The organism is Chryseobacterium sp. AC417 (genome assembly GCF_979258215.1).
The window spans coordinates 3,011,142-3,029,165 of sequence record NZ_OZ409845.1 but is presented as its reverse complement, the minus strand read 5'-3'; the positions used below and the strand labels follow the sequence as shown (position 1 = coordinate 3,029,165).

Below are 18,024 nucleotides of genomic sequence, written 5' to 3'. Positions count from 1 at the left end.
TTCGCCACCCCTCCAGAGGAGGGGAATTTCAGTCGCTTTAGTTTTAAATTCAGCCTTAATCTTTACTTTTAGCTATGTCATCCAACAAAAATGCTCTTATCCGATATAAAACTTTGGATAAATGCCTTAAAAATAAATACAAACAATACACTTTAGAAGATTTGATTGAAGAATGTTCCGAAGCGTTGTTTGAATTTGAAGGCAAAGAATCTTTTGTAAGCAAAAGAACGGTGCAGCTTGATCTGCAGAATATGCGCAGTGAAAAATTCGGGTATGAAGCTCCCATTGAGGTTTATGAAAGAAAATACTACCGATACAGCGACCCGGATTACAGCATTCACCAGATTTCTGTGAACGAAAATGATCTCAAAGCAATGAATAATGCGGTGCAGATTTTAAAGCAGTTTAAAGATTTTTCAATGTTTAAAGACATGAACGGTGTCATTCAGAAACTGGAAGACTCAATTCATTCAACCAATCAAAAATCAATCATTCATTTAGATAAAAATGAACGGCTGAAAGGTCTGGAGAATATCGATATTTTGTACGAAAGTGTTTTAAATAAAAAGGTTTTGAAAATTACCTATAAAAGTTTTAAAGCGAAAGAAGAAAATATTCTGACGGTTCATCCTCAATTATTGAAAGAATATAACAATCGCTGGTTTTTGATTTGTTGGTACAAAAATGCGATTTTCAATCTGGCTCTTGACCGAATGGAAGATATTAAGATCGATGAAAACAGTGAATACATTGATAAAGATTTTGATGCAGACCGTTATTTCGGAGAAGTGATCGGTGCAACGGTTTCTGAAACCCAACGACCGCAAAATGTTATTTTTGTAGTGAATTCAAAACACGCACCATATATGAAAACTAAACCATTTCATCATTCACAAGAGATTATGAGTGAAGATGAAAACGGCACAACTTTTAAAATTTGTGTGCAGCTGAACTTTGAACTGGAAAGAATGATCCTGGGAATGGGAGAATTTTTAACTGTTTTAGCACCCAGGAAGTTAAAGCAAAGGATTGCCAAAAGTCTGAGGATTGCCAATGAAAATTATCAGAACGACTTCAAAATGTAATTTTTTAGGAGTAAAAATTTTGGCGCAGATATTGTAATTATCAGGAAAAATAAATAGTATGAAATCAAGACTTTTTAAAACAATACTTACGCTTGTTGCGCCACTGGTTATCGAATTTCTGATCAAGAAATTTACAGAAAAGAAAGATGTAGTGAAAGATCCGAATAAGCAGATTCCTTCGCCTCATTAACAAAACAACTTTAATAATTTAGCCTTACACTGTGTAAGGCTTTTTCATTTTATACGAAATCATACACCCCGTTTTTCCAACCCAAAACTTTTGATGAATCGGCATTCAGCCAGTTTTTGAGAATTGTGGCGTAGACTTTTCTGAAATCTTCGGTGTAAATTAAATCTCCTTCATTTAAATTCTGCAAATCGGGTAGGGCATTTAAAATACCTTTCTTTTTTAATCCACCGCTGATGAAAAACATTTGGTTGGCGGTTCCGTGATCAGTCCCTTTGCTTGCGTTTTGGGCAACACGTCTTCCGAATTCTGAGAAAGTCATCAGTAAAATATCATTAAACAATCCGTTGGCTTTCATATCTGCAACGAAAGATTTCACAGCATCATTGATTTCTCCAAACAATTTCTGCTGTCTTTCATTTTGATTGACGTGCGTGTCAAAACTTCCTATCGAAAGATAATAAACCTGGGTATTGATATCCGATTTAATCAATGAAGCAACTGTTTTAAAGTCTTTTCCCAACTTAGAATTAGGATATTCCTGTGTGGATTTTTTTGCCTTGCTTTTTTCAAAGATATAATCGGCATTATTGATTGTTGAACCTAAGGTTTTGTATAAATAAGAAACCGTTTCCTCCTCATGATGATGGTCGTTTTCATAAAGAGATTTAAAATATTTTTCCTGACTGGTCTGATATAATTTTTTAGGATCTTTAAAGGCAAAAGCTTTATTGTTATCACCTTTTAGAGCCAGACTCAACATATCATCAACTTCCAGAGCCTGCGTTGGATGTTCGCATTTATAACATTCTTCATCCAGGAATCTTCCGAGCCATCCTGTTTCCAGAAATTCGTCGCTTTTGCTTGCAGAGTGCCAAATATCCATACTTCTGAAATGCGATTTATCAGGATTGGGATACCCTACATTATTCATCAATGATAATTCGCCACTGTCATGTAATTCTTTAAAATAAGATAAAGCCGGATTAATTCCTGTTTCGTCATTTAATGCTAAAGAATCTGTAACAGCAATATTGCTTCTTTCTTTAAAATAGATGTCATTTTTAGTAGGAATAATCGTATTCAAGCCATCATTTCCACCTGTAAACTGAAGTACAATTAAAATTTTCTGATTAGGATTCAGCGCATTGTCCAACGTCATCGACTGCAGAAAGTTAGGTACAAATAACGAAGCCGTTGCTAATGAACTTATTTTTAAAAATTCTCTTCTTTTGATAATCATAATGATTTTGTTTAAAAGTTTACAGTGAACTTTACATCAATTGATATTCCGGTGTCGACATCAGATTGATGGCATTCATTTTCACACTCTGGTCAGAAAACTGTTTCACGATCTTCATATCCAAAGATTCTGAATTGATAATCAAATAATCTTCAGCTTTTTTACCATCCAGAACCTGATCCACTTTGGTCCAGTCAATGGTGATATTCGGATTTTTAAAACTTTTATTTAAAGCTTCCCGGGATTTCATTCCCATATCCATGTCATCATCTTCTTTTGCTGAATATTCCATTGGTCTTAAACCTGACCAAATCTGCGGAATCTGAAGTCGCAACATCAGAGTAGAACTGTCAATCCATGATTTTCCGTTTGGCCAGCCTGCTACATTGGGTGGATAAAGCAACATTTGCCCCAGAAGTTTCTGATAAACGGTAATGTTCTCAGGATTCTGGATTTCCATGGGTAAAATTCGCATCATTCCGACAAGAAGTTCTGTTGGTGATTTTATTCTGTTTCCGATATTTTTCCTGTCATAAAACCACGAACTGGAAAAAATATCGTTCATCAGTTTCTTGATGTCGTACCCGGATTCATAAAAGTTTTGGCTGAGTTTTTTAATAATGGTTGCATCCGGTTTTTCATTTACAAAAAAAGTGTAAATTTTTGTTGTGATAAATTCTGCTGTTTCTTTTTGTTCCAGAATAATATTTAAAACATCATCACCCGTAAAGTTTCCTGTTTTCCCGAGAAAAGTTTTTGTACCGGTGTCGTGAAGTTTTTTCCTTTCATTAAAATTTCCGTCCTTATCATAACCCCAACCTGTGAATGCTCTTGCAGCTTCCCGAATATCTTTTTCGGTATAATTTCCTCTTCCCATTGTAAAAAGTTCCATCACTTCACGGGCAAAATTTTCGTTGGGATGATCTTTTTTATTTTGCTGATTATTCAGAAAATTAAGCATTGCGGGAGAGCGACTGACTTCAAACAATAAATCTTTGAAATTTCCTAAAGCCTTTTCACGAAGCACATTGAGAAGTTGCCCATTGAATTTGGGATTGTTGATTCTCGTGGCAAAATGTCCGTGCCAGAAAAAAGCCATTTTTTCTCTTAGTTGTTCTTTGCTTTCGGTCATTTTTTTAAGAAAATTGAGATTCAGTTCTGTGTTTTGCTTCTGATTGACTTTTTGAATTTCCCTTTTCTGCATGGCGTTAGCTTTGGGATCATCATATGGTATGGGTTCAATATCCGGAGATTGATATTGTATAGGCGAAAAGACTTCTTCTTTGAATAATTCTTTTAAAATTATTTTTTTATCTCTTGTTTTTAAATCTCTCACTTGCTCGGTTGTTATTCCGAAACCGGCTCTTGAAAGGAGATGTTTATTTTCGGTAAGAGAAGAAGCTGCCATACGTTCTGTTTTATTTTTTTGATATATAAATGTAATAGAAGTTAAAGAATAATGACAGATTAAAACGAAATTTAATATTAGATATTGTATAAAGTTAAACAACTATTTAATTAATACGAAATTTAATATGTTGATAATCATTTATTTATCAGATTTAATAAGGGTTTAAAACTGTTTTGTGAATTATTTTGGCATGATTTTTCCTCATCCACATTTAGTAAAATTATAAAAATCAGAGTTATGAAAATGTTTAAGCAAGCTATTTTAGGAGCAGGAATTTTAACAGCAGGATTAGTGAGTGCACAGAGTGTGAGTATGAATAACATGATTAAAGTTGGGGCAACTGCAGGTATTGCTGTTCCTTCTGATAACCTTTCTGCAGCGGTAGGTGTAGATGTAGCGTATCAAAACCTGATCACTCCGGGATTTGGTTTGGGTATTGCAACAGGTTATACTCATTATTTTGGAAAAGAAAATAACGGATATGATAACAATGATGTGGGTGTAGTTCCGGTTGCAGCACTATTCAGAATTTATCCTAAGCAGACAGGTTTCTACTTCGGGGCAGATCTTGGTTACGGATTTTTAGTGGGAGATGACAAGGTCGCAAACAACTCAACAGCAGACAGACCAGATGGTGGTTTCTATTTAAAACCGGAGATCGGATATCACAATCAAGACTGGAATTTCTTCCTTCAATATCAGAAAGTATTCTCAGGAAGTAATGGTGATGTAGCCAATCAAGACTATAATGTGGGAAGCATCGGAGCAGGATTTTCTTACAACATTCCTTTAGGAAAATAATTAAAACCTATATAATTAGTTATTAACCAAACCTTTTCGATTTTTTGAAAAGGTTTTGTTCTACCTAGCAAGAATTACCAAAACAATTATTATATTTGATAAAATTAGTGATTATGAACTTAAATCCAAAATTTCCACTTTTTTTACCGGGAGTAAAAAACAACAGTAATGATAATGTTTCGATCATTGGTGTAAACCTACGTGAAGATGTTACTACAATCGCTTATTATATCTCTGATAACGGTGGAATTGAAACTAAAATTCAAAAAAATTATCCTACTAAAGAATATTCTGCATTTTCTGAGATCCTTACACAGTTTATCAATGAAGAGCAGCTACAAAATGTAAAACGTCTGGGAATTTCTGTTCCGGGACCAGTTTTAAACGGGAAAAGCAGCCCGGCAAGACTGGGCTGGAGTTTTGATATTGAAGAATATAAAAACACATTCGGATTTGAAGATGTCATTATGCTGAACGATCAGGAAGCTTCTGCTTACGGTATCGCTCTTTTACAAGACAGTGATCTTGATGCTATTTACAGCAGTGGTCATCTTGAAAAAGGTAATGTGGCGATTTTAGCTCCGGGAAACGGTTTAGGAGAAGCCGGATATTTCTTTGACGGAAAATATTTAAGACCTTTTGCTACAGAAGGCGGTCATTCAGAATTTTCTCCAAGAACAAACGTTGAGGTTGAGTTTTATCAATTCTTAAATAATATCTATGGAATTGTAAGCTGGGAAAATGTATTGTCTAAAACAGGACTTTTTAATATTTACAGATTCTTAAGAGACGTAAAAAGACATCCTGAGCCGGAATGGCTATCAGAAAGATTAGCCAATGGAAATTTCACCGAAGAAATCTTCAAGGCAGCGGCAGAAGAAGATGCAATGATTTGCAGAATAGCATTGGATACATTTATAGAATTTTTAGCAAGAGAGGCCAACAATCTTACTTTAAAACTAAAAGCGACCGGTGGTTTATTGATTGCAGGAGATATTCCGCAGATTATCAGAAGCTACATCAATAAAGATAAATTTTACGAAAAATTTAAAATAAGCGATAAAATGGAAGACATGCTGAAGAACATTCCTATTTATCTGATCAATACGGATAGTACGAGTATTGATGGCGCTGCTTTGTATGCAGCTTATTATAATGAATAAAAAAAGCTCCGGAGAAATTCGGAGCTTTTTCTTTGAATGATTTCATTCATAAAAATATTTTGTCTTATTGATGTACATCAAGATAAACTAACAGATAAGATAATTACATTTGCAGCAAATAATAATTAAAATAATTGTATTCATGAAAAAAATGTTTTTATTAGCGGTTTTAGCTGGTGGTCTGGCTTTCGGACAGTCAAAAAAAGTAGTAACATCTGATGTTCACTGGTGGGGTTATAAAGTTGCTAAAACAGAGTCTAGTTCTCACGACGGAACTGTAAAAGTAAAATCCGGAAACATCATCATGAAAGGAAATGAGGTTGTAGGAGGCGATTTCGTTTTAGATATGAACTCTATCAACGCAACAGATCTGTCAGGAGAATATCAGGGAAAATTGAACGGTCATCTTAAAAACGGAGATTTCTTCGAAGTTGAAAAATTCCCGACAGCAAGTTTCAAAATAACTTCTGTGAAGAAAAACAGCGATAAAGTTTACAATCGTCTGGTATCAGGAAATCTTACGGTGAAAGGAAAAACAAATCCGGTATCCTTCCCTGCAAAAATTACCAACACCAATGGTACTGTAAATTTGGAGTCTAAAAAATTCTCTTTCGACAGACAAAAATTTGATGTAGTTTACAAATCTTCAATGAAAGATGTTTTTGTGAAAGATGAGGTTGATATGCTTGTAAAAGTGAGCGCTAAATAAATTAATCAAAAAAATATTGTTAAAAGTGTAGAAGTTCTACACTTTTTTTTATTTTTGTTGAATTGTAAATAAAAAAGAATGAAAAGATTATTATTGTTTGTGATGATGTGTGCGAGCATTTCATTTGCATTTGCTCAAAAGAAAGGAGATAAAATTTCAAAAGTCGTTACATCTGAGATCAAATGGTGGGGTCACAAGGTTGTAAAAACAGTACCAACGTCACATTACGGCACTCTGAAACTGAAAAGCGGAAAGTTTACTTTTGATAAGACGGTATTGGTAGACGGTGAATTTGTGATTGATATGAGAAGTCTTGTTGTTGCAGATTTGTCTGGTGCTGATCAGGTGAAATTGACCAATGATCTGAAAGGACCGACTTTTTTTGAAGTTAAAAAATTTCCTACCGCTAAATTTCATTTGAAAAAAATAATTCCTTTGGCTAACAGCGAGTACAATTCTACCATCGTTGGTGATATTACCATCAAAGGAGTAAGAAAAACGATTTCGTTCCCTGCAAATGCTCATATAACGCAATTCACAGTGGAAATTGAATCTTCAAGATTTTCTTTAAACAGAAAAGATTTTAAGGTTTTCTACCAGAGTTCACTGAAAGATTATTTCATTAAGGATGAGATGGATATTCAGTTCAAATTATCTACTCAGAAAATTGATAACGAAAGACCTAGATAAGGTTAAAATTTCATAAATCATCATGGGCAGCTTTTTTTAAGTTGTCCATTTTTTTTATTTTAGTAGTGCGAAATGGATTTGGTAAAAAATATTTTGAGGACTTATAGCGATTAAAATTTATTTAAACTAAAGCTTATCGGCTTTAATAAAGCTTGACGAATTTATAATACAGATGAAAATATATGTAGTAAGTGGTTTGGGAGCAGATTTTAAGGTTTTGGAAAAACTGAAATTCCCTGAACAGCACGAGATCATTTTTATAGATTGGATGATTCCTGATTTAGATGAGAGTTTTGCAGATTACGTAGCTAGAATGGCTGAGAAAATCGATACAACCGAACCTTTTTATCTTTTGGGTTATTCTTTTGGCGGAATTATGGTGCAGGAATTAAACACCTTGAAACCTGCTGAAAAAGTTGTAATCATGGGAAGCATCAAATCAGACAGAGAAAAATCCCGTTTGATCAAGATGGGCGAGGTCACAAAGATCCCAAAATATTTACCTGTTCGTTTTTTTAATGATCAGACTTCTGTTTTTTATACAAGGCTGAGAAAGTTTTTTGATCCTAAAAATCCCAAAGTTATTGAGTATTTCCAGGTACGAGATCCTTATTATCTGAAGTGGTCAGTCGAACGAATTTCAGAGTGGAAGTTTGAAGAAAATCCAGATGTTATTCAGATTTTAGGTGATCGGGATATTGTTTTTCCAATAAAAAATTCAAAACCCAATTACATCATTAAAGGAGGTACCCATCTTTTTCCTGCTACAAAACACAAAGAAGTTTCAAACCTGTTACATGAGATTTTTGTTTAATATTATAAATTAGCCCTAAATTAATTAGGGTTTATTTGTGTTTAATACTGTTTTATAAAAATTTATTTATAATTTTGAAGGGGGTTATAAATAAATATATATGAAAGTTGGCTTGAAATGGAAGATTTCATTTGTAATAATTTCTTTAATAGCAATTGGCGGATTATTCTGGAAACCAAGTGTCGATTTGCCAGATACAGGAGATTTTTTGGGTGAAGAAAGTATCGTGGGAGCTGATGTCGCCTGGATTCTAGCCGCAGCGGGACTCGTTCTTCTTATGACACCCGGGCTTTCATTTTTTTACGGCGGAATGGTAGGCAAGAAAAATATGATTTCTACAATGTTGCAGAGCTTTATTGCATTAGGCGTAATATCTATTTTGTGGATTGTTGTGGGTTTTTCGCTGTCTTTTGGAGATTCTTTAGGATTTGAAATAAACGGCGAGCATTACGGAATTATCGGTAATCCGTTTACCTATCCTTTTTTTAATCATGTGAGCGTATATCCGCATAAAACGATGGCTTCCACCATTCCATTTATTTTATTTGCTTTGTTTCAGATGAAATTTGCCGTGATTACGCCTGCTTTGATAACGGGTTCATTTGCCGAGCGTGTTCGGTTTATTTCCTACCTCTTATTCATGGTACTTTTCAGCCTTTTCATTTATACGCCGCTTTGTCATATGGTTTGGCATCCGGAAGGCCTTTTAAACAAATTTTTCAGGATTAAAGATTTTGCCGGCGGTACGGTTGTTCATATGAGTGCAGGTTTTGCTGCTTTGGCGGGTGCAATTGTTTTAGGAAGAAGAAAAAATCCGCATCATGAACCTTCTAATATTCCTTATGTAATTCTAGGAACAGGAATGCTTTGGTTTGGCTGGTTTGGTTTTAATGCAGGTTCAGCTTTAAGTGCAAATGCCACAGCTGCGATTGCTTTTGGTACCACCACAATTGCTTCAGCTTCCGCTATGATAACCTGGATATTCTTTGATCGTATTAACGGAAGAAAAGTTTCTGCTTTAGGAGCCTGCATTGGTGCTGTCGTTGGTTTAGTGGCAATCACTCCTGCATGCGGATTTGTTTCTATTCAGGAAAGTCTGTTTATAGGATTTGTCGCTGCCATTGTTTCTAACCTTATGCTCAACTGGAAAGCTTTAAAGAAAATCGATGACACCCTGGATGTTTTTGCGTGCCATGGAGTAGGAGGAATTGTGGGAATGATTCTCACCGCTATTTTTGCACATGGCGAAAATGCGAGTCTGCTTCACGGCGGAATCGGAGTTTTTACCCATCACATGATTGCTCTGGTTTTCGTTTCCGTATTCACATTTTTCGGTTCATTACTTTTATACAAAATTACCAACCGCATTATTACGCTCCGGGTTTCTGAAGAGTCGGAAAATATGGGATTAGATATGTCTCAGCATGAAGAAAGCCTGAAATGGTAATATGGTCATAAAATCATCAGCAATTTGTATTGGGGCAGCTTTATCCGCCCTCCGTTCCCGCTTTTTTTTGTCATTGCGAACGATGTGAAGCAATCTCAAGAACTTTCAGCAATCTCAATGACAAAAAAAGAGCTCCACTCAGGTCGGGCTGCAACAATTTTGTGTTTAAAATGTAAACATAATTATATGTACATTAAGCCTTTCGTATCCTTCATTTTTTTAGAATTTATCCTGTATATTTGCGTTTCATGAAAAGGAAAATTACGTATGGAATCTATATCGGTTTTTGAGATTATCAAAGTTGGAATTGGTCCTTCCAGTTCGCACACCATGGGACCCTGGAACGCAGCTTCGGCATTCATCAGAATTATAAAAAGAGAAAGATCAATTGCTGAAGTAAAAGAAGTTTTTTTGGAATTCTTTGGTTCACTTGCCAAAACAGGAATCGGTCACGGTACAGATATCGCCGGAATGTTGGGACTGAATGGGGAAGATTTTAAAACAATCAATACTTCAAAAATTGATGATATTGTCACTCACATCAAAGAAAGCCAGATTCTTAATTTAGGCGGAGAAAAAGAAATTCCATTTGTTTACGGACATCATTTGGTTTTGAATAAGGCTCAGTCTTTAGACTTTCACCCGAATGGAATGATCTTCAAAGCTGTTTTCGAAGATGGTACAGAGCTGGTTCAGGATTTCTACTCCGTTGGTGGTGGTTTCATTGCAAGTCAGGAAAAAAACTCTATAGAAAAACAATGCGTTCGCACTTTATATCCTTGCCATCACGGTTCAGATATTTCAAAATATTGCGAGAAATTAGGTTTTGATAAAATTTCAGACTTAATTTTAATCAATGAAGAAAGTTGGAGAACGCAGGAAGAAACAAGATCAGAAGCTCTCAATATCTGGGAAAACATCAAAGAATGTATTTATAAAGGAGTTAATAAAGAAGGTATTTTACCGGGAGGGCTCAATGTTACACGCCGTGCAGCCGGAATGAACCGAAAATTACTTGGCGAACAGATTTATAAAAATAAAGACGAATGGTTCAAACAAGTCGTTGACGCTGAAGAAAATTTCACCAATATCAATAAATGGATTGCGTGTTTTGCGCTCGCTGTAAACGAAGAGAATGCTAGTTTCGGAAGAATTATCACTGCACCTACTAATGGAGCAAGTGGTGTGATACCGGCAGTTTTAATGTATGCACAGGCTTTTACTCCGTTTAAAAGTGATGATGATATTGTAAGATTTTTACTGGTTGCAGGAGAAATAGGTACTTTATTTAAAAAAAATGCGACAATTTCTGCAGCGATGGGTGGTTGTCAGGCAGAGATTGGTGTGTCATCAGCAATGGCTGCGGCAGGTTTAACGGAAATTCTGGGTGGAAGTGTAGGTCAGGTTTTGATGGCTGCAGAAATCGCAATGGAACATCATTTGGGTTTAACGTGTGATCCGATCAGAGGTTTAGTTCAGATCCCCTGTATAGAAAGAAATACGATGGGTGCGATAAAAGCAATCACGGCAGCCAATATCGCTCTTGAGAGTGATCCCGCAAAAGCAAAAGTAAGTTTAGACCAGGTTATCCAAACCATGTGGGAAACTGCTTTGTCGATGAACGACCGTTTCAAAGAAACTTCTGAAGGTGGTTTGGCAATTGCAGTGAATGTGTCGGAATGTTAAAGTGAAGATTAAAGCTTGCTGTAAAACGTCCTGATGTTATACTTAAAACATCAGGACGTTTTTGATGAAAGATTGAGGTTTTACTAAAAGACCAATTCCTTTTTTACTTATCTAAAATTCCTCTTATTTTATTGGCATTTTCGATCAGCTCACCCAAATATTCAAAATTTTCCTTTTCCAGAGCAGATTTGAATTTTCTGAGTTGAGAAATATGTTCGTTCAAAACATCCAAGACATTTTCTTTGTTTTGTTTAAAAATAGGAACCCACATTTCCGGGTGAGATTTTGCCAGACGTACTGTGCTTGAAAAACCTGAACTTGCCAGTTGAAAAATGGTTTCTTCTTCTTTTTCTTTCTCCAAAACTGTATTGGCTAATGCATAAGATGTGATGTGAGAAATGTGAGAAATATAAGCGGTATGAACATCGTGCGCTTCAGCATTCATGTAAATCAGATGCATATCTAAATTTTCTACAAGATTTTGAACCAATTCTAAAGCATCTTCAGCAGAATCTTCACGATCACAAATCACTCCTGCTTTAGCGGAAAAACTTTCGGCAATGGCAGATTTCGGACCATTGTTTTCCGTTCCCCACATCGGGTGAAAAGCAACAAACCTCTCCCTTTTCGGATGGTTTTTTACCGAGTTTACAATTCCTGCTTTAGTAGAACCAACATCCATCACTGTTTGCGTTTCTGTAATTAAATCTAAAATTTTGGGTAATATCTTTCTTGCAGCATCTACAGGAATGGCGATGATGATGAGATCAGAATTTTTGACTGCAGATTCTAAATCCATCTTTTCATCAATAATATTTAAATCAAATGCTTCATTTAAATGATCCTGGTTGTTATCGATTCCGTAGACGATATCTACCATTTTTTTCTCTTTTAATTTTAATGCGATTGAGCCTCCAATCAATCCGACACCAATAATGCTTAATTTCATTTTCTTTTAATTTAAAAAATAAAAAACCCCGTCCGAGGACGAGGTTTGAAGTTATGTAACAAGAATCTCTATCCCAAATCTGAGCTGAAAATTCTATAATAATATGTTCCGTTTTTGTTAATCACCAAGCGAAGATAGTGTTTTTAATTTATTTAAAACGTGAATGGTGAATTTTGCTTTGCTGGTGAATAATCAATTAAAATACATCTATTAAATTTACTTTTGAATGAAATTGACTTGCAGGTAAATTCAATATCCATCAATTAAGGATTACTAATAATCAGTGTGGAAGGAATATCCGAAAGCCATACACTTTTTGAATCAATCAATCCGCGCCAGCTTTTTTTACTGATAAGCATTAAATCCTGACCGACAAGAAATTCTTTCTCAATTTTCTTCTCATTATACAACGTAATGTGATTGGGTGCAACCTGCTCGATACTTCTGATGAGTTCTTTCACTTCAATATTACTTCTGATCTGTCCGGCAACATCCAAAATAATAATCTGAGAATTGTTATTATTAATCAGTCTTTTTGCATATTCAAGCAGATAAAAGTCGCTTAAATTAAAAATAGGTACAAATACTTTTTCGGCTGAGGTAAAACCTTTTTCCACCAAAACTCCAACAGGAATGTTGGTTTTATCTAAAATTTGCAGGGTAAAATCGTCAAAAGGCGAACTGTTGAAAATATTGCTTTTCCCTTTTACCGTATTCAGTAGTTTTTCAGGATTGATAATCTTTGTGGTGAAACCTAAAAGTCTTCCCAATAAGCTTCCTTCATACATCGATTTACCGAGCATGATAAGTAACAAATCGTAATTTCCTTTGTTTGAGATGCTTGTAAGGTCACTTTCAATGTCTGTAGAAGCCTTAAAAAGAGTATTAACTTCTACCTGAAGATCATTTGAAGTTTCTATGACGTTTTTAAATTGTTCATTTTCGTAGTCCTCCATTTCATACGTGTGCATTTCGTCAACCGGAGCAATATTCATTGCAGTAATGCTTTTGTTGCTGTTCATTTTGTGTGTGAAATCGTTTGCCAGTTTCAGAAGGGTACTTCCGGATTCCGGATTATCAAATGAGAGCAAAACGCGGTATTTTGAGTCATTTTCTTCGTTATTTTTGTCTTCGTCTTTTTTAGATTTAAACATATAATTAATGAGATCTAAAGCAGGTCCTGTCATAAAAGTAGTAAATAATGCCATTATTACCATCATCGCAAAGATTTCAGGACTTAAAACACCCAGATCATATCCTATATTTAAAACAATAAGCTCCATTAAACCTCTGGTATTCATCAAGGCACCAATGGTCAGACTTTCCTTCCAATTAATACCGAGAAATTTCGCAGTTAAGGCACTTCCCGCAAATTTCCCTACTACAGCGACCAAAATGATTGCACCTGCCGTCATCCACAAATGTCCTTCGTTCAATAAACCAATTTGTGTACGAAGTCCTGTGAATACAAAGAAAAGAGGCAATAATAATACAAGAGCAACATCTTCCACTTTATCAATAAACAATGATCTGAATTTTGCATTTTCCGGCATAATAGCTCCCGCCATAAATGCTCCGAACAAAGCGTGAATTCCGATAACTTCTGTTGCGTATGCCGATAAAATCAACGTCAGAAAGAAGATAGCTACCATGGGTTTGTTGATGGTGTTTTTTCCTGCCTGTAGATCTCCTATTCTTTTCAGGAAAGGTCTTACGATTTTAATCATTAAAAATACATAACCTATAGCCATTAAAATCACATAGATAGAACTTGCAAATGAGCCGGCCTTTACAATCGCAATCACCGCTGCCAAAATACACCACGCCGTAATATCGTCTGCTGCTGCGCAAGTAATAACAATAGTTCCTAATTTTGTTTTCTGAAGATTTCTCTCCTGAACAATTCTTGCCAAAACCGGAAATGCTGTTATGCTCATCGCAATTGCGATAAACAAAGCGAATGAAATAAACTGAACGCCGTCTGGTGCAAATTCACGATAGACAAAGTATGAAAGACCAATTCCTAATGCGAAAGGAATGATGATACTTGCATGACTGATCACCACAGCATCGTGTGCTTTTTTTCTTAAAACACTCAAATCGAGCTCCATTCCTACAATGTACATGAATAAGATAAGCCCGATCTGACTTAGAAACTGAAGATTTCCTAATGATTCTTTAGGGAAAAGAAAAGCGGAAAATTCCGGAAAATACATTCCCAAAAGCGAAGGTCCTAAAATAATACCAGCTATCATTTCACCAATTACGCTCGGCTGCTTAATCTTAATGCAGATCCATCCCAAAAATCTTGCTGCCATAATGATGGTGACAATCTGTGCCAGCAAAAGAGCCAAAGGATGATGAAGATTAGTTTTGAATGATTCTGAAAAATTATCCCAGGAAGAACCGTTATGCGTTTTAACAATGATGTTTTCTCCCACTTCCAGCGTCTGTCCCTGTATCATAAACCAATACATCAGGCAGGAAAAAACTGCGATGGTGACGATGTAAAAGATGATATTTCTGTATTTAGCCAAATTCATGATTCCCTATTTAGATTGCAAATCTCCATAGAAATAATGGATGATAAATGCTTTTTAAATTTAAATGTAATGAATAGTTTGAATAATGTAATGAAACTATTTGAAGCTGTAGCTCAATCCTACAACCAATTTCCGGTTTCCGTTCTTTGTATTGTTTTTGTTGTTGTAATAAAGTGGAATTTGCAACACCAGATGCTTTAATTTCAGATGAATTTTCCTGCGAAAAAAAGTAATGTTTTAAAAGATTTACTTTCCGAATATTTCCATCAGATGAGTTTTATAGATGTCACCAATCTGAAGTTTAAGAAAATTTTCTCCGTCCAGAGACAAATTTGTAATAATTTCGTTAGTCGAAAAAACTTTGATTGCCGAAATGGCTATAATCTCTTTTTTATTGATCTGGGCAAAATCATTTGGAGTTAACATTTCTAAAAGAGATTTGAAATTAAGATTTTTCAGAACAATCGTTGAATGATCTTTGAGGGTGACTTCTTTGTCACGACTGTCAATTTCAGAAGTTTTGATATAAGAAATCTGCTCTGTGAAAATAAGTGTTTTACCGATATTTGTATTCCATTCGATAAAATCTTTTTTATGAAAATTGGCGTTGATTTCTTTTACTTTATCAAATGCCTGAATGAGTCTTTCTTTTTTAATAGGTTTTCTCACGTAATCAACCACATTAAGGTCAAAAGCTTCCGCAGCATATTCTTTGTAAGCGGTTGTAAAGATGATTTTTTTTGAATCTGAGAGTAGTTCTGCCACCTGAAGACCATTCATTCCGGGCATTTCGATATCTAAAATGCAGACGTTGCAGTCGAGGTTATTTATTTCGCTCAGGAAAATTTTAGGATCGTTAAAAGCCTTGATAACTTCTACGTTTTCTATTTGCTCACACAGAAGCTTCAGATAGCTTATCGCCAGTAATTCGTCATCTAGTATAACGCATTTTATCGTAGAACTCACCTAAATTTATTTTTAATTCTGCTGTGAAGATACCATTTTTCGAACTTCTGTTGAGATCGTAGGAGTTATTATAGATCATTTTTAAACGTTGATCCAGAGACTGGCTTCCGAAGCCGCTTTTCTCTTTTTCCAAAACATTTTTCAGGGATGCTTTGTTGCTTACTTTCATCGTAAAAATTCTGTTTTCCAATTCAAGATGTACCGCAATGAAAGAATCAGAAGCCAGGAAATCGGTATGCTTAAAGGCATTTTCAATCAGGTCAACAGAAATCAACGGGGCAAAAACTTTTTCTTCATAAATTGCATCTGACTTATCAATTTTAGATTTTATTCTGAAATCAAAAAGCGGATTGATCTTGATTTTATTAATTTCGATTAAGCTCAAAGCAAAGTTAAATTCTTCTTTGGGACTTACGAATTTGTTGTTGCTTTCGTACAAAATATAATCCAGAACGTTTGACAGTTTATCCAGAGACACATACGTTTGGTACGCATGAGATTGTACAGAATTTAGAATATTTTTGAAAAGATGAGGATTTAATTTGGTGCCGATATGCTCTAGCTGCACCTCATTTAATTTCTGCTCTATCAATTGATTGGTTTCAGACAGTTTTATATTTTCATTCTTCAGTTTTTGATTTTTACTGAAAAAATAGATACACAAAGCAAGCAGAAAAAAAATAGCAAAAACCCCTATGAAAATCAGATAATCATGAATCATATAGTAATTGCCCTCCATCTTCTTATTTTATTTTCTTTAAGCTCAATAACTGTGTTTGTTCCGCACATTTTTCGAAGGTAATTTCATATCGCGGATGGTCTTTCGGGTAAGAAATAAGATAATCAGGACATGGTTTTTTTTGAGCATGACTTCGGTCAAAATCTACTTTTCCTTCCGTAATGATGCTGTCTTTTATGAATTTTTCGTCCATTTTTAAAGCAGTCATTTCAGTTTTAAATTGATCGGAATATTTGAAATCCTTGGAAAGAGTTTCGGCGATAACACGGCTGTTCGGTAAATATCCGCTGCAGCTTGCACCTTTTTTATTAAGAACAAAAAATACAATAGCAAGTCCCGGAATAAGACCAATTAAAAAGAATTTAATTTTTTTCATGTGAAGATTAGCGTTTCTGCTAAAAAATTAAAAGATTGATGTCATGATAAGTAAGTCCGAAACGATCGCAGATCACCTTTTTGGTGTGTCTGCCTTTGTACATGTAAAGACTTTGTTTCATTTCGTTTTTGCGAATCAGCATGTTTTCAAAACCACCTTCCAGATCATAGTTTAAGATATATGAAAGGAAAAAATTTGAGATTGCTTTGGTTGTAGTTCTCGGCATTTTTGAGGTCAGATTCGGAAGTCCGCAGTGAATTACGCCATGTTTGACGATATAAGGATCATCCATCGTGGTCAATTCTGAAGTCTCAATCACTTTTCCATTGTCTATCGCAATATCAATGATGACACTCCCTTTCTTCATTTTGCAAACCATTTCTTCGGTAACAATCGGCTGCATATTCAATCTTGGAAGGGCGCCAATGACAACATCGGCACGTCTCAGGCTTTTACTTAATTCTTTAGGATCGATAATAGATGTCGGAACGCGGCTGTCAACCAAAGTGTGAAGTCTTCTAAGTTTAGAAAGTGAGTTGTCGAAAACTTTTACACTTGCTCCCAAACCGATAGCGGCTTTTGTAGCAAATTCGCCTACGATTCCGGCGCCTAAAACGACGACTTCTGTGGGTCTTACTCCCGTAATTCCGCCAAGCATTAATCCGTTAGAAAGAGCTAATAATTCTGAAGCGTATAAAATGGAAACTGTACCTGCAATTTCTCCGATTAAACGGACCAGAGCCAATTGTTTGTATTCATCAACAATAAATTCAAAGGCAATAGCATTGATTTTTTTCTCTGCTAATTTGAAAAAGTATTCTTTATCTCTCAAATTGATTTGTAATGCAGAAACGAGATATGTATTGGGTTTGAAAAAATCAATTTCTTCTTCTGTAGGTGGATTGACTTTTAAAATTAAATCCTGGCTGAACGCTTCTTTCGGGTCATTTGTAATAATCGCTCCCGATTCTGAGTACTGAAGGTCTGTAAAAAAAGATCCTTGTCCGGCTCCAGATTCTACAATAATCTCATGACCATGCTGTACCAAAACCTGCACTGCATCGGGCGTTATACAAGTACGTCTTTCATTGAGACAGGTTTCTTTAGGGATTCCTATGCTGAATTGCTTGCCTTTTTTAACAATTTCCAACTTTTCCTCCTTTGGCATTAATTCTTCCTCGGAAAAAGGAGTAAAAATATTTGTGGTACTCATTT

General features: G+C 35.3%; 17 protein-coding genes. 9 read left to right on the top strand and 8 right to left on the bottom strand.

Translation table 11 applies throughout. The annotated features are described in order from the left end of the window. Positions 1–74: 74 nt before the first annotated feature. Entirely contained in the window at positions 75–1,085 is a 1,011-nt protein-coding gene (locus ACZZ9T_RS14415) for a helix-turn-helix transcriptional regulator (RefSeq protein WP_463442664.1), read from the top strand. Positions 1,086–1,143: 58 nt separating this feature from the next. Beyond that, a complete protein-coding gene (locus ACZZ9T_RS14410; protein WP_463442663.1) occupies positions 1,144–1,275 on the top strand; it encodes a hypothetical protein in 132 nt (43 codons plus the stop codon). A 49-nt stretch (positions 1,276–1,324) separates the two neighbouring features. Here ACZZ9T_RS14410 and ACZZ9T_RS14405 read toward each other — a convergent pair whose 3' ends face one another. Then, the gene (locus ACZZ9T_RS14405) at positions 1,325–2,515 is read right to left on the bottom strand and encodes a DUF1501 domain-containing protein (RefSeq protein ID WP_463442662.1); all 1,191 of its coding nucleotides are present in this window, start codon (positions 2,513–2,515) and stop codon (positions 1,325–1,327) included. A 31-nt stretch (positions 2,516–2,546) separates the two neighbouring features. Then, on the bottom strand, positions 2,547–3,923 hold the full coding sequence (locus tag ACZZ9T_RS14400; RefSeq protein ID WP_463442661.1) for a DUF1800 domain-containing protein: 1,377 nt from the start codon (positions 3,921–3,923) through the stop codon (positions 2,547–2,549). Positions 3,924–4,163: 240 nt separating this feature from the next. Here ACZZ9T_RS14400 and ACZZ9T_RS14395 point away from each other — a divergent pair, with 240 nt between their 5' ends. From ACZZ9T_RS14395 to ACZZ9T_RS14365, 7 genes are all read left to right on the top strand, one after another. Then, positions 4,164–4,727 (top strand): hypothetical protein, encoded by a 564-nt coding sequence (locus tag ACZZ9T_RS14395; protein ID WP_463433261.1) that lies wholly within the window; start codon positions 4,164–4,166, stop codon positions 4,725–4,727. 113 nt (positions 4,728–4,840) lie between these two features. Further along, positions 4,841–5,890 (top strand): glucokinase, encoded by a 1,050-nt coding sequence (locus ACZZ9T_RS14390; protein ID WP_463442660.1) that lies wholly within the window; start codon positions 4,841–4,843, stop codon positions 5,888–5,890. A gap of 142 nt (positions 5,891–6,032) precedes the next feature. Next, complete coding sequence (locus ACZZ9T_RS14385; RefSeq protein ID WP_463433257.1) at positions 6,033–6,599, top strand: YceI family protein; 567 nt, start codon at positions 6,033–6,035, stop codon at positions 6,597–6,599. Between the two features lie 78 nt (positions 6,600–6,677). Then, positions 6,678–7,289: a YceI family protein gene (locus ACZZ9T_RS14380; RefSeq protein ID WP_463433255.1), complete on the top strand. Its 612-nt coding sequence runs from the start codon at positions 6,678–6,680 to the stop codon at positions 7,287–7,289. Positions 7,290–7,461: 172 nt separating this feature from the next. Further along, positions 7,462–8,103 (top strand): alpha/beta hydrolase, encoded by a 642-nt coding sequence (locus tag ACZZ9T_RS14375; protein ID WP_463433253.1) that lies wholly within the window; start codon positions 7,462–7,464, stop codon positions 8,101–8,103. A 100-nt stretch (positions 8,104–8,203) separates the two neighbouring features. Continuing rightward, complete coding sequence (locus ACZZ9T_RS14370; RefSeq protein WP_463442659.1) at positions 8,204–9,550, top strand: ammonium transporter; 1,347 nt, start codon at positions 8,204–8,206, stop codon at positions 9,548–9,550. 267 nt (positions 9,551–9,817) lie between these two features. Further along, complete coding sequence (locus ACZZ9T_RS14365) at positions 9,818–11,236, top strand: L-serine ammonia-lyase (protein ID WP_463442658.1); 1,419 nt, start codon at positions 9,818–9,820, stop codon at positions 11,234–11,236. 103 nt (positions 11,237–11,339) lie between these two features. Here the strand turns inward: ACZZ9T_RS14365 and ACZZ9T_RS14360 are convergent, their stop codons facing one another. The 6 genes from ACZZ9T_RS14360 to ACZZ9T_RS14335 form a co-directional block, all read right to left on the bottom strand. Further along, positions 11,340–12,185, bottom strand: a complete 846-nt coding sequence (locus tag ACZZ9T_RS14360; RefSeq protein WP_463442657.1) for a prephenate dehydrogenase — start codon at positions 12,183–12,185, stop codon at positions 11,340–11,342. 263 nt (positions 12,186–12,448) lie between these two features. Beyond that, positions 12,449–14,722 carry a cation:proton antiporter gene (locus tag ACZZ9T_RS14355; RefSeq protein WP_463443009.1) on the bottom strand — a complete coding sequence of 758 codons (2,274 nt, stop codon included), beginning with the start codon at positions 14,720–14,722 and terminating at the stop codon, positions 12,449–12,451. A 252-nt stretch (positions 14,723–14,974) separates the two neighbouring features. After that, positions 14,975–15,694 (bottom strand): LytR/AlgR family response regulator transcription factor, encoded by a 720-nt coding sequence (locus ACZZ9T_RS14350; protein ID WP_463442656.1) that lies wholly within the window; start codon positions 15,692–15,694, stop codon positions 14,975–14,977. After that, positions 15,660–16,433, bottom strand: a complete 774-nt coding sequence (locus tag ACZZ9T_RS14345; RefSeq protein ID WP_463433241.1) for a histidine kinase — start codon at positions 16,431–16,433, stop codon at positions 15,660–15,662. Before ACZZ9T_RS14345 ends, ACZZ9T_RS14350 begins: the two co-directional genes overlap by 35 nt. A gap of 4 nt (positions 16,434–16,437) precedes the next feature. Further along, positions 16,438–16,809 (bottom strand): hypothetical protein, encoded by a 372-nt coding sequence (locus ACZZ9T_RS14340; protein ID WP_463442655.1) that lies wholly within the window; start codon positions 16,807–16,809, stop codon positions 16,438–16,440. Between the two features lie 19 nt (positions 16,810–16,828). Next, positions 16,829–18,022 (bottom strand): alanine dehydrogenase, encoded by a 1,194-nt coding sequence (locus ACZZ9T_RS14335; protein ID WP_463433237.1) that lies wholly within the window; start codon positions 18,020–18,022, stop codon positions 16,829–16,831. Positions 18,023–18,024 lie beyond the last annotated feature (2 nt).